The 13843-nt window shown below is 29.3% G+C and carries 11 protein-coding genes; 9 read left to right on the forward strand and 2 right to left on the reverse strand.

From position 1 onward, the window contains the following. Positions 1–143: 143 nt before the first annotated feature. Positions 144–650, reverse strand: a complete 507-nt coding sequence (locus IDG63_RS10150; RefSeq protein WP_000940129.1) for a GNAT family N-acetyltransferase — start codon at positions 648–650, stop codon at positions 144–146. A 112-nt stretch (positions 651–762) separates the two neighbouring features. Between IDG63_RS10150 and graX the strand changes: the two genes are divergently transcribed. The 7 genes from graX (at position 763) to IDG63_RS10185 (ending at position 8558) form a co-directional block, all read left to right on the forward strand. Beyond that, positions 763–1686 carry an auxiliary protein GraX/ApsX gene (graX, locus tag IDG63_RS10155; protein WP_000802955.1) on the forward strand — a complete coding sequence of 308 codons (924 nt, stop codon included), beginning with the start codon at positions 763–765 and terminating at the stop codon, positions 1684–1686. Between the two features lie 15 nt (positions 1687–1701). Further along, the gene (graR, locus tag IDG63_RS10160; protein ID WP_001166500.1) at positions 1702–2376 is read left to right on the forward strand and encodes a response regulator transcription factor GraR/ApsR; all 675 of its coding nucleotides are present in this window, start codon (positions 1702–1704) and stop codon (positions 2374–2376) included. Then, positions 2369–3409 carry a histidine kinase GraS/ApsS gene (gene graS, locus IDG63_RS10165; RefSeq protein ID WP_001061262.1) on the forward strand — a complete coding sequence of 347 codons (1041 nt, stop codon included), beginning with the start codon at positions 2369–2371 and terminating at the stop codon, positions 3407–3409. The genes graR and graS overlap by 8 nt, the downstream gene beginning before the upstream one ends. 143 nt (positions 3410–3552) lie before the next feature. Beyond that, complete coding sequence (gene vraF, locus IDG63_RS10170) at positions 3553–4314, forward strand: ABC transporter ATP-binding protein VraF (RefSeq protein ID WP_000985996.1); 762 nt, start codon at positions 3553–3555, stop codon at positions 4312–4314. Continuing rightward, positions 4304–6193 carry an ABC transporter permease VraG gene (gene vraG / locus IDG63_RS10175; protein WP_000143623.1) on the forward strand — a complete coding sequence of 630 codons (1890 nt, stop codon included), beginning with the start codon at positions 4304–4306 and terminating at the stop codon, positions 6191–6193. The genes vraF and vraG overlap by 11 nt, the downstream gene beginning before the upstream one ends. A gap of 724 nt (positions 6194–6917) precedes the next feature. Beyond that, positions 6918–7535, forward strand: a complete 618-nt coding sequence (locus IDG63_RS10180) for a DUF47 domain-containing protein (protein ID WP_000491755.1) — start codon at positions 6918–6920, stop codon at positions 7533–7535. 15 nt (positions 7536–7550) lie between these two features. Further along, positions 7551–8558: an inorganic phosphate transporter gene (locus tag IDG63_RS10185; RefSeq protein WP_000120368.1), complete on the forward strand. Its 1008-nt coding sequence runs from the start codon at positions 7551–7553 to the stop codon at positions 8556–8558. 587 nt (positions 8559–9145) lie between these two features. On the opposite strand, the gene IDG63_RS10190 is transcribed toward IDG63_RS10185, so the two are convergent. Continuing rightward, the gene (locus IDG63_RS10190) at positions 9146–9943 is read right to left on the reverse strand and encodes a LysM peptidoglycan-binding domain-containing protein (RefSeq protein ID WP_000731647.1); all 798 of its coding nucleotides are present in this window, start codon (positions 9941–9943) and stop codon (positions 9146–9148) included. 360 nt (positions 9944–10303) lie between these two features. Here IDG63_RS10190 and IDG63_RS10195 point away from each other — a divergent pair, with 360 nt between their 5' ends. Next, positions 10304–10948, forward strand: coding sequence for a Bax inhibitor-1/YccA family protein (locus IDG63_RS10195; RefSeq protein WP_000081602.1), 645 nt, complete (start codon positions 10304–10306; stop codon positions 10946–10948). Positions 10949–11644: 696 nt separating this feature from the next. Then, positions 11645–13795 (forward strand): helix-turn-helix transcriptional regulator, encoded by a 2151-nt coding sequence (locus tag IDG63_RS10200; protein ID WP_001129749.1) that lies wholly within the window; start codon positions 11645–11647, stop codon positions 13793–13795. The last annotated feature ends 48 nt before the right edge of the window (positions 13796–13843 follow it).

The following is a 13843-nucleotide window of genomic DNA, read 5'->3' on the forward strand; positions in this document are numbered from 1 at the left end:
ATTTTGAATTTAAATTTGATAAATGAATAAGAGTATACGCATTCATTTAAGATTAGATGACATTGATAAGTATGAGTAATGTATTAGGTAACCATTAAATTCGTTGTTATGCGATTCTGATACAAGATTATGATAAAATAGCTTTAATTAAGAATTTTAGCCATCATATAGTCATCGTAATATTTACCATCGATAAATAACTTATCTTTTAAAACGCCTTCGATTTGAAAATCGGCACTTTTAAAAAGCTCGAGGGCAGGTTGGTTATTGAGTGGTACATTTGCTTCAATTCGGTGTATTTGATTGTTTAAACACCAAGCCATAATGGCATCAAGAAGTGCTTGGCCAATTCCACGATGTTGATATAATTTCTTTACACCTAAATCAATTTTAGCAACATGTTTAATGCGTTGAAATGGTGTCGTATTAACAAAGGCAAAGCCAACGAGTTGTTCATCACTTTCAGCAACAAAGATGACTTTATGTGGAGAAGTGATATATTCTTCTAATTGTTTACTAGCCGATGTGACGCTAGGATCATATTCTCCTGGTGTGTAGAACATATACGGAGATTCGTCGTATATTTTCGCTAACATTGAAATGAAATTTTCTACATCTTTGATACTAACTCTACGTATAATATGGGCCATAAAAAGCCTCCAGTATTTTGAAATTTTAAAACATTTGCTACTATTATAATATATATGTAACTAAAAGGTGGAGTAATATGTTTTTTGGTTACAGTTTAAAGGAGTATTTTAGATGAAACCTAAAGTTTTATTAGCAGGTGGAACAGGATATATTGGTAAGTATTTAAGTGAAGTGATTGAAAATGATGCTGAACTTTTTACTATATCAAAATATCCAGACAATAAAAAAACAGATGATGTTGAAATGACTTGGATTCAGTGTGATATATTTCATTACGAACAGGTTGTTGCAGCAATGAATCAAATAGATATTGCTGTATTCTTTATCGACCCAACAAAGAATTCTGCCAAAATAACACAATCATCAGCAAGAGATTTAACATTAATCGCAGCAGATAATTTTGGTCGAGCAGCGGCTATCAATCAAGTAAAAAAAGTAATCTACATACCTGGGAGTCGTTATGATAATGAAACAATTGAACGCCTAGGTGCATATGGTACACCTGTAGAAACAACAAATTTAGTTTTTAAACGTTCTTTAGTTAATGTAGAATTACAAGTTTCAAAGTATGATGATGTTAGATCAACGATGAAGGTAGTTTTACCAAAGGGATGGACATTAAAGAACGTTGTAAACCATTTTATTGCATGGATGGGTTACACTAAAGGAACTTTTGTGAAAACAGAAAAATCACATGATCAATTTAAGATATATATTAAGAATAAGGTGCGACCGCTCGCAGTATTTAAAATAGAGGAAACAGCTGACGGAATAATAACTTTAATTTTATTGAGTGGAAGTTTAGTGAAAAAATATACAGTTAATCAAGGGAAGTTAGAATTTAGATTAATCAAAGAGTCGGCAGTCGTTTATATACATCTATACGATTATATCCCTCGATTATTTTGGCCGATTTATTACTTTATACAAGCACCAATGCAAAAAATGATGATTCATGGCTTTGAAGTTGACTGCCGGATTAAAGATTTTCAAAGTCGATTAAAATCAGGAGAAAATATGAAATATACTAAATGATATTGGGTGATATGGATGCAAATACTACTAGTAGAAGATGACAATACTTTGTTTCAAGAATTGAAAAAAGAATTAGAACAATGGGATTTTAATGTTGCTGGTATTGAAGATTTCGGCAAAGTAATGGATACATTTGAAAGTTTTAATCCTGAAATTGTTATATTGGATGTTCAATTACCTAAATATGATGGGTTTTATTGGTGCAGAAAAATGAGAGAAGTTTCCAACGTACCAATATTATTTTTATCATCTCGTGATAATCCAATGGATCAAGTGATGAGTATGGAACTTGGCGCAGATGATTATATGCAAAAACCGTTCTATACCAATGTATTAATTGCTAAATTACAAGCGATTTATCGTCGTGTCTATGAGTTTACAGCTGAAGAAAAACGTACATTGACTTGGCAAGATGCTGTCGTTGATCTATCAAAAGATAGTATACAAAAAGGTGACGATACGATTTTTCTGTCCAAAACAGAAATGATTATATTAGAAATTCTTATTACCAAAAAAAATCAAATCGTTTCGAGAGATACAATTATCACTGCATTATGGGATGATGAAGCATTTGTTAGTGATAATACGTTAACAGTAAATGTGAATCGTTTACGAAAAAAATTATCTGAAATTAGTATGGATAGTGCAATCGAAACAAAAGTAGGAAAAGGATATATGGCTCATGAATAATTTGAAATGGGTAGCTTATTTTTTGAAATCTCGCATGAACTGGATATTTTGGATATTGTTTTTAAACTTGCTTATGTTAGGCATTAGTCTAATCGATTATGATTTTCCAATAGACAGTTTATTTTATATTGTTTCTTTGAATTTAAGTTTAACAATGATTTTTCTTATATTGACATATTTTAAAGAAGTAAAATTATATAAGCATTTTGACAAAGATAAAGAAATAGAAGAAATTAAACATAAAGATTTAGCGGAAACGCCATTTCAACGTCATACAGTTGATTATTTATATCGTCAAATCTCAGCGCACAAAGAAAAGGTTGTTGAGCAACAGTTACAATTGAACATGCATGAACAAACCATTACAGAATTTGTGCACGACATAAAAACACCTGTGACAGCCATGAAATTATTAATTGATCAAGAAAAAAATCAAGAAAGAAAACAGGCATTACTATATGAATGGTCTCGTATAAACTCGATGCTGGATACACAGCTGTATATTACTAGATTAGAATCTCAACGCAAAGATATGTATTTTGATTACGTGTCACTTAAACGCATGGTCATTGACGAAATACAATTAACAAGACATATTAGTCAGGTTAAAGGTATTGGTTTTGATGTTGACTTTAAAGTGGATGATTATGTTTATACAGATATAAAATGGTGCCGTATGATTATTAGACAGATTTTGTCAAACGCATTGAAATATAGTGAGAATTTTAATATTGAAATTGGGACAGAATTAAATGATCAACATGTTTCGTTATATATTAAAGACTATGGCAGAGGTATTAGTAAAAAAGATATGCCGCGAATATTTGAACGAGGATTTACGTCAACGGCTAACAGAAATGAAACGACGTCTTCAGGTATGGGTCTATATTTAGTAAATAGTGTAAAGGATCAATTAGGTATTCACCTGCAAGTCACGTCGACTGTTGGTAAGGGGACAACTGTCAGATTGATTTTCCCATTACAAAATGAAATTGTTGAACGCATGTCGGAAGTGACAAATTTGTCATTTTAAACATGCGTTTTGTTACTTAGAATTGATACATCAATGCAGCTTCAACGTTATAATAAGATAGATGTTAGTCATATGTTAAATTGAAGATACAAGTGCCAAAGCCTAAAGGAAATGAAGTTAAGATAAATTATAGGAGTGTTAAAGTGGCAATTTTAGAAGTAAAACAATTAACAAAAATATATGGAACTAAAAAAATGGCACAAGAAGTGTTGCGAGATATCAATATGTCTATTGAAGAAGGCGAGTTTATTGCTATTATGGGTCCCTCTGGATCTGGGAAAACGACATTATTAAATGTTTTAAGTTCAATTGATTATATTTCACAAGGTTCTATTACATTAAAAGGAAAAAAATTAGAAAAGCTTTCAAACAAGGAATTATCTGATATACGCAAGCATGATATTGGGTTTATTTTTCAAGAGTATAATTTACTGCATACATTGACTGTTAAAGAAAACATAATGTTACCACTAACGGTTCAGAAGTTAGATAAAGAACATATGTTAAATCGTTATGAAAAAGTAGCAGAAGCATTAAATATATTGGATATTAGTGATAAATACCCTTCTGAATTGTCTGGTGGACAAAGACAACGAACATCTGCTGCAAGAGCGTTTATTACATTACCTTCTATTATATTTGCTGACGAACCAACAGGTGCACTGGATTCTAAAAGTACTCAAGATTTATTAAAACGATTAACAAGAATGAATGAAGCATTTAAGTCTACAATTATTATGGTAACGCATGATCCTGTTGCAGCAAGTTATGCCAATCGAGTAGTGATGCTAAAAGATGGTCAAATTTTCACTGAATTATACCAAGGGGATGACGATAAACATACCTTTTTCAAAGAAATAATACGTGTACAAAGTGTTTTAGGTGGCGTTAATTATGACCTTTAACGAGATAATATTTAAAAATTTTCGTCAAAATTTATCACATTATGCCATCTATCTTTTTTCATTAATTACGAGTGTAGTATTGTATTTTAGCTTTGTAGCATTAAAATACGCGCATAAACTAAACATGACAGAGTCATATCCAATTATTAAGGAAGGCTCACAAGTCGGAAGCTACTTTCTATTTTTCATCATAATTGCATTTTTGTTATATGCCAATGTGTTATTTATTAAACGACGAAGTTATGAGCTTGCATTATATCAAACATTAGGTTTATCTAAATTCAACATTATTTATATACTAATGCTCGAACAATTACTAATATTTATAATTACGGCAATATTAGGTATTATTATTGGTATTTTTGGTTCGAAACTGTTATTAATGATTGTCTTTACATTATTAGGAATTAAAGAAAAGGTTCCAATTATTTTTAGTTTGAGGGCGGTATTTGAAACATTAATGTTAATCGGTGTCGCTTATTTTTTAACATCTGCTCAAAATTTTATATTAGTGTTCAAACAATCTATTTCACAGATGTCAAAGAATAACCAGGTTAAAGAAACAAATCATAATAAAATTACATTTGAAGAGGTTGTTTTAGGCATCTTAGGTATAGTATTGATTACCACAGGATACTATCTATCTTTGAACATTGTTCAATATTATGATTCTATCGGTACACTTATGTTTATTTTATTGTCAACTGTGATTGGGGCATACTTATTTTTTAAAAGCTCTGTTTCTCTAGTTTTTAAAATGGTGAAGAAGTTTAGAAAAGGTGTTATAAGTGTAAATGATGTCATGTTCTCATCATCTATTATGTATCGTATTAAGAAAAATGCTTTTTCACTTACGGTCATGGCAATCATTTCAGCGATTACTGTTTCAGTTCTTTGCTTTGCTGCTATAAGTAGAGCGTCCTTATCAAGTGAAATAAAATATACTGCACCACACGACGTTACAATTAAAGACCAACAAAAAGCTAATCAGTTAGCAAGTGAATTAAACAATCAAAAAATTCCTCATTTTTATAATTATAAAGAAGTAATTCATACGAAATTGTATAAAGATAATTTATTTGATGTAAAAGCGAAAGAACCATACAATGTAACAATTACTAGTGATAAATACATCCCTAATACTGATTTGAAACGTGGGCAAGCTGATTTATTTGTAGCGGAAGGTTCTATCAAAGATTTAGTGAAACATAAGAAGCATGGTAAAGCAATTATAGGAACGAAAAAACATCATGTTAATATTAAGTTACGTAAAGATATTAATAAAATCTATTTTATGACAGATGTTGATTTAGGTGGACCAACGTTTGTCTTAAATGACAAAGACTATCAAGAAATAAGAAAGTATACAAAGGCAAAGCATATCGTCTCTCAATTTGGATTCGATTTGAAACATAAAAAAGATGCTTTAGCATTAGAAAAAGCGAAAAATAAAGTTGATAAATCTATTGAAACAAGAAGTGAAGCGATAAGCTCAATATCAAGTTTAACCGGAATATTATTATTTGTAACATCATTTTTAGGTATTACATTCTTGATTGCTGTATGTTGCATTATATACATAAAGCAAATAGATGAAACCGAAGATGAGTTAGAGAATTATAGTATTTTGAGAAAGCTTGGATTTACACAAAAAGATATGGCAAGGGGACTAAAGTTTAAAATTATGTTTAATTTTGGGTTACCTTTAGTTATTGCACTATCACATGCATATTTTACATCATTAGCATATATGAAATTAATGGGTACAACGAATCAAATACCGGTTTTCATAGTAATGGGATTATACATTTGTATGTATGCTGTTTTTGCAGTGACGGCTTATAATCATTCCAAGCGAACAATTAGACATTCCATATAAAATATACAGATGGCTTTCAGTAGATTAGTGGATTCGAATTCACGAACTATACTGGAAGCTTTTTATTATAAATGAAGAGAAGTTATATTTTTAGCATGTATAGTTGAATACTGGGTTAAAATACCATATTAATAATGAAGTAAAGGTATGAGTGATTATGAAAGTGTTTTGAATGAAATATATTTAATTGGTGATGCTTTTAATTGAAAAGATTAACAGGATTCAACTTTGTAAATTGTATTAAATGTGAGAAAATAAAAGTATATTCATTGAGAGATATATGAGTCAATGATCGTTTTAAACAAGATAAGTGTATTTTAATATGTAAAAGTTATGTAATAAATATTGTATCGTTGCAAATTTCCCAACTATATTCATTTACAATTTTTAGAGTTGTATAGATAAAAAATTGCCTATACAATAACTTTTTCAAAACAAATGCCTACTACTATTTAAATTTTATGTAAAAGTTAAGTTTCGGAATTGTTAAAAATTTGTAAATTGAATTGTGGGATTGTAAATTTTGTGCTATTTTCATATAAGGGCAAATACAGTAAATTGTTTACTGTGAGGCATTTTTGAAATTAATATCAGTACACTAAAATTATACTGACGATTGATAATAACAAATTTGTATCATTAGTTTGTAAATTCACTTGTCTTAATTTGAAACAAATTATAACTGAATGTGATTGGTGACAATCGCTTAAATGGAGGATTTTAAATGTTTAGTAAGAAAAAAGATAAGTTTATGGTTCAATTAGAAGAGATGGTTTTCAATCTGGATCGTGCTGCTATTGAATTCGGTAAAATGGATTTCAATACTCATTTAGATTTAAAAGCATACTCAGACAACATTAAAACTTATGAGTCACATGGTGACGAATTAGTACATCAAGTAATTACTGATTTAAATCAAACATTTATCACACCAATTGAACGTGAAGATATTTTATCATTATGTGATGCAATTGATGATGTTTTAGATGCAATTGAAGAAACGGCAGCTATGTTTGAAATGTATTCAATCGAATACACAGATGAATATATGGCTGAGTTTGTTGATAACATTCAAAAAGCAGTTGCAGAAATGAAACTTGCTGTCGGCTTATTAGTCGATAAAAAATTATCACATATGCGTATTCATTCAATTAATATTAAAGAATTTGAAACAAACTGTGATGGTATTTTAAGACAGTCAATTAAACATATTTTCAATAGCGAAACAGATCCAATCACATTAATTAAAATAAAAGATATTTATGAAAGCATGGAAGAAATTGCTGATAAATGTCAAATCGTAGCAAATAATTTTGAAACTATTATTATGAAAAATAGCTAAGGGGAGTATATATTTATGTCATATATAATCATCGTCACTATAGCTGTAGTTATTTTCTCGCTGATATTTGACTTTATCAATGGATTCCATGATACAGCCAATGCAGTAGCTACTGCTGTATCTACTAGAGCGTTAACGCCTAAAACGGCAATTTTAATGGCAGCAGTGATGAACTTTATAGGTGCTTTAACATTTACGGGCGTTGCAGGCACCATTACTAAAGACATTGTCGATCCATTTAAATTGGAAAATGGATTAGTTGTTGTGTTAGCTGCAATACTTGCGGCTATTATTTGGAATTTAGCTACTTGGTTTTACGGAATTCCAAGTTCGTCTTCACATGCACTTATAGGTTCAATTGCGGGTGCAGCAATCGCATCTGAAGGCTCATTTGGAGTGTTACATTACCAAGGTTTCACAAAAATTATTATTGTATTAATCGTTTCACCGATTATCGCATTTTGTGTTGGTTTCTTGATGTATTCAATTTTTAAAGTTATCTTTAAAAATGCAAATTTAACAAGAGCGAATCGTAACTTTAGATTTTTCCAAATTTTCACAGCAGCGTTACAATCATTCTCTCACGGTACGAATGATGCGCAAAAGTCAATGGGTATTATTACGTTGGCATTAATTGTTGCTAATGTACAGAATGATGGCAGCGTTGAACCACAGTTATGGGTAAAATTTGCCTGTGCGACAGCAATGGGGCTTGGTACTGCAATTGGTGGCTGGAAAATTATCAAAACTGTAGGTGGTAATATTATGAAAATACGTCCAGCAAATGGTGCTGCGGCCGATTTATCATCTGCATTAACAATTTTTGTTGCATCATCGCTACATTTCCCATTATCAACAACTCACGTTGTGTCATCATCAATCTTAGGTGTTGGTGCTTCTAACCGAGCTAAAGGTGTAAAATGGAGCACTGCGCAACGAATGATCATTACATGGGTGATTACATTACCTATTTCAGCATTGTTAGCAGGTTTACTATTCTATATACTTAACTTATTTTTCTAATTGAAAATAAAACTAAACTGAACTTCAGTATCACAAACATATGGTGGTATTGAAGTTCAGTTTTTTATGTAAGTAGATAACATATTTTATAGAATTTACGTAGAATGACCAAGACAAAGCATTTTAATTAGGAGGCTAAGTTATAAATTTATTCCATGGAACATAAACAGTTAGGTCATTAAAATATAAGTAAGCGTAAAATAATGATTTAATAGTTTATATTCTTCAATGAAGGAATAATTAAATAGTTATCAACTTGTTTAATTAACCTAAATTGTATTGGACTTTATTTAATATAAATTTGTATATGTAGAAGAAAAAGCGTAAAATACTGGTATAACAAATTAAATCATTATATAGTCAACTTAGTTGCATTATTTTGATTTTTAATATATTATGCATTTAATTTAATCAAATAGGTAGGTTGTTAATTTTTACCTAACTACCATTCATACAAAATATAAATATGTATGATAGGGAAGGGTGAGATAATTTTTTGTACCAAAATGAAAATTTTTTTCAAAAATAAAAAACTAGCAATCTCACATGATGTGAATTGCTAGTATATATCAGTACAATTTATTTAATTAATGGATGAATGCATAGCTAGAAACTTCTGAAGCTGGAATTGTACGGTAGTTCATATTGTATGGACCATATGTGTAATTCATTTCAGAAATCAAGATACTACCATCACCATTGACACGTTCAACATAAGCAACATGACCATATGGACCAGGTGTGCTTTGCATAATTGAACCAACTGATGGTGTGTTGTTTACTTGGTAACCATCATTAGCTGCGTTACCAGCCCAATACTTAGCGTCTGACCAATATGTGCTAATTGGACTACCAGCTTGAGCACGACGGTCAAATACGTACCATGTACATTGACCAGCAGTGTATAAATTTTGGTGATTAAAAGATGATGCATTGCCATTGCTACCTGTTGTAGCTGTTGGTGTTGTACCACCTGATCCACCATTAGGAATTTGTAATGTTTGGTTAGGCATAATTAAATAACCACGTAAGTTATTGGCTGCCATTAATTGATTAACTGAAACACCATATCTGCTAGCAATGATATTTAATGATTCACCAGCTTGTACAGTATGAGATGATGCTGAACCAGCTTGTGGAGAAGTGTTTGACGTATTTTGTGCATCACTTCCACCTACTGAGATAACTTGACCAGGGAATACCAAGTTGTTATCTAATTGGTTATTTTGTTTAATACTCTCTACTGAAGTGTTGTATTTTTGAGCAATACTCCATAATGATTCACCAGATTGTACTGTATGTTGTGTAGAAGCTTGTGCATCATGATGCGTTAAAAATGCAGCTGCACCAGATGTTGCTGTTATTGCAAATGCTAATTTTTTCAAAGGGACTCCTCCTTAAAATTAAGTTTTACTACTTTTAAAAATTATTAAGACAATTTATATAGTAAATTAAGTTTTCGTTTTATATTACGATTTCCATATTATCAAAAATAAGTAGCTTTGTGTGGTTTGTTATTATCTTGTAATATTATTAACATTTTAGGATATCGGTTCATATTTTTATAAATGCTGATTTGATAGTGTATAAAAGCGTTTTAGTGATTTTAACTAATTATAAAAAATTATATTTTGTAACATTGTAAAATGTAAAATTACTATACTTGTTAAAGGTTATTTCTTTTGATGAAGCAAAATTTACTGTAAAATTTGACGCATAAAACGACGGTAGAAGGAGGAATTATTTTGTCGCAAAATACAAATCATTCATATTATCATCAAAACCAGCATGCTCAATCAATAAGTAAAGTGTGGCTTTATTTTATGTATTATTGGATTATATTTGGCATAGGATGCTATCTAGGTCAGTTTTTACCATTAAGTTGGCGACAACCCTTGTCATTTGGATTACTGATTATTATTTTAGCAACACTTGTTTTTGAAAGAGCGAGACGGTTCGGTTTAATTATTTCACATATTTACGCTGTAGTGATTGGCTTATTGTCATACGCAACGTTTACCACGTATTTACAAAATTTAGGACCAGATATTTTCTATAAAAATATCGCATTAGCAATTTTTGCATTTATAGCATTTGGTATTATTGGTTATTTCTTCGTTGGAGATGCATCGAGTATAGGCAAATATTTATTCGTTACATTAATAACATTAATTATTGCGAGTCTAATTGGTATTTTTCTTCAAAATCCTATTTTTTACACTATTATTACCGTCGTTAGTTTGTTGTTATTTCTACTTTATACTTTGTATGATTTTAATCGTTTAAAAAGAGGTGACTATTCACCAAGAGAAATGGGATTTAATCTATTTATTAATTTGTTGAATATTATTAAGGATATACTTTATCTTGCTAATATGTTCAGAAGATAAACAGTTAAATTAATAAAGAAATTTGTATAAAGTTTTGGAATAATCAATAATGAATATCAACCTTAAACTGGAGCGATTGTCATAAGTTAGAAACTTAGACTGAGATTTTACTGATAAAGCAATAAAAATATATTACCTTAATTGTAAAGATATTATTAATCATTGAAATGATTAACTGCTATAGTTCTAAAGTAAACAAATCTTAGAAGATAAACTTTAAACAGGTGTACTTGCCTTTCTAATTACACTTTTATTAGAAAAGTAAAGTATAGCTACGTATTAATTTTAAAATCGAAACATTAATAGGAAGAAGTATAGATAATATAAACAATTTAATGTTAGTTTGAGCTCATCTCAAAAGTAGAATGTGATTTAAATAAGTGTTTATTTTTAAATTGAAAATGAATATATAACTAACAAAAGATAATAGTAATACGTTGTAGATGTGGTCATTTAAAATTATTTTGAAAATACTAAAAAGTAGTGTGTTTTCAATTGGATAGTTTAATTAAACTGACTACATCTATTTTTGTAATATTTAAATGATTGATATATAAGTTTAAAAATTAACCATTATATAGTTTTATTTATTTTTGATTTGGTATTCGTATTGTGTTAAATTTACGTTTAATTAAATAAGTTAAATATTATAGGGAATGATAAAAGTGGTACTTAAATATAGAAAGAGGTAAAGTTATGGCAAAATCATGCTTGCATATACTTACTAATAATGAATATGCGACAACGCGTTGCCAAGATGGCATAGTCTTATTTTGGCCAATTGACGGGGAAATCGAACTACAAAAATTTCGTAAAAGTAAAATAATTGAAGATGATATATATATTATTAATCATCTGGATGTATTTAGTATTAAGAATAATAAAAAAACGATCATGTTGTATTTGAGTAGCGATTGGTTTGCGGAATTAGGCTTTACTTTCTTTAATTACCACTATACAGCAAAGTTGATTAAATCATCCTATAATTTGAAATGTCTACTATTAAAATTGACATATCGATACCTTGATAATCAGCCTCTTAATGACGCTGATATTAGAAAATTACAGGATATTATTAAAATCATTGCAAAAGAAGCAAGTATGGATAAAAAGATTGCACAAAATCAATATCGATATGCTTATTATGGTGATTTGCGTGATGAGCTCGAATATATTTATCAAAATGTAAATCAACGATTGACATTAAAAAGTGTCGCTGATAAATTATTTGTCTCAAAGTCAAATTTGTCATCACAATTCCACTTACTTATGGGCATGGGTTTTAAAAAATATATTGATACTTTGAAAATTGGTAAATCGATTGAAATTCTACTTACTACTGATAGTACTATTAGCAACATAAGTGAACATTTAGGTTTTAGTAGTAGCTCCACTTACTCTAAAATGTTTAAAAGTTATATGGATATAACACCGAATGAATATCGTAATTTATCAAAATATAATAAATGTTTAATGCTAAAGCCAGAACCACTAGTAGGCAAAATGGTGCAAGAAGTAAAAGAAATCATATTGAATTATATTGAACATTATAAAAACCACCTAACTGATGTTATACATATTGATGAAGACAAATTTGAAACACCTAAATTGTTTCAAACAGTTATTCAAATAAATACTTATACAGAAATGAAATTAGTTTTCTTAGAAGGAATCTTTAAAACCTTATTGAATAAGAACAGTCAAGTTGTCTTTTTCATCATGCCATCGATTCTAAAAAGTAAAAATACCATGTCCGAAGAAGAAAAATTCACAATCATTAAAACAATAATTGAAAGTGATCTAAAGATAGCATTTAATATAAATGATATTGAAACAACTTATTTTGTTGAAGAAGCTTTTATGAGTGTTTTCAGACAAATATCTCCAAACGAATTAAGTAATCATAATAATTACGAAGTGCATTTTGTTTTTGATTTATCATTGATGGAAATTAGAACAATTTATCGAATGATATTAAAATTACATAACATCATGTTGAATGTGAAATTAGGATTGAACATTACCTGTTTATTTGAAAAACCTTCAGTTTTTAAATCATTAGTATCACAAATAAAGCGACTTAAATTCGATTCGTTAATAATAGATAATGCAAATTTAAGTAGCCCTTATTTGATGGGGGAAAGTGATGAGTTACTATTGAAAAATATTTTGCATTTTAAAAATTTAAAACAAGTAATTAATGAATTGGATATTGAACAAGAAAAGCTTATTTTTCTAAATGTTGAAAATCATAAACTGCTTAATAATAAAGAACGAGATTTAAGTAATAGTGCTCCATTAATTTATAAGACATTAAGTGCGCTGTATCACAACTTTGATGGCTTTGGATTAAACATTTTTGACAATCATCATACATTTAATGCGATGCATCTATATGATAAAAATGGATTTAAAACAACACTAGGTCTTATATTAGAAAAGTTTATCGAATATGTCTCGAAACCAAAATACGAAAACAGTTATTATTCTATTTTTGATATAGAGAATTATTATTGTCTTGTTATTTATGATTGGCGAGTGATTGAGAGCGAGACAATTATGAGCAATTTTGAGGATAGTCAAGTTTATATAAATTTCAAAAATAATGTTTTAAACGATAAATATCTAATTGTAATAGAAACATTGGACGAAAATAGTGGCAACATTAATCATTTGATTTCTAAAGAATTAAGAGATAAATATGAATGGAACCCTAGTTTACTATCTAAAATTGACAACTACCTTAAACCAGCAATCGAGATTAAAGAGCATAATTTTAGTGATAATTCCTTGAATATTAACGTTACTTTTAATGCGTTATACATAATTAAAATAGGAAAAAAATAACACCTTGATATGTATTGCAAAATTTAATTTGCATTTGTTGGTAATTTT

This window comes from Staphylococcus sp. EG-SA-14 (genome assembly GCF_017151935.1).
In the GTDB taxonomy this organism is placed as follows: Bacteria; Bacillota; Bacilli; order Staphylococcales; family Staphylococcaceae; genus Staphylococcus; species Staphylococcus aureus.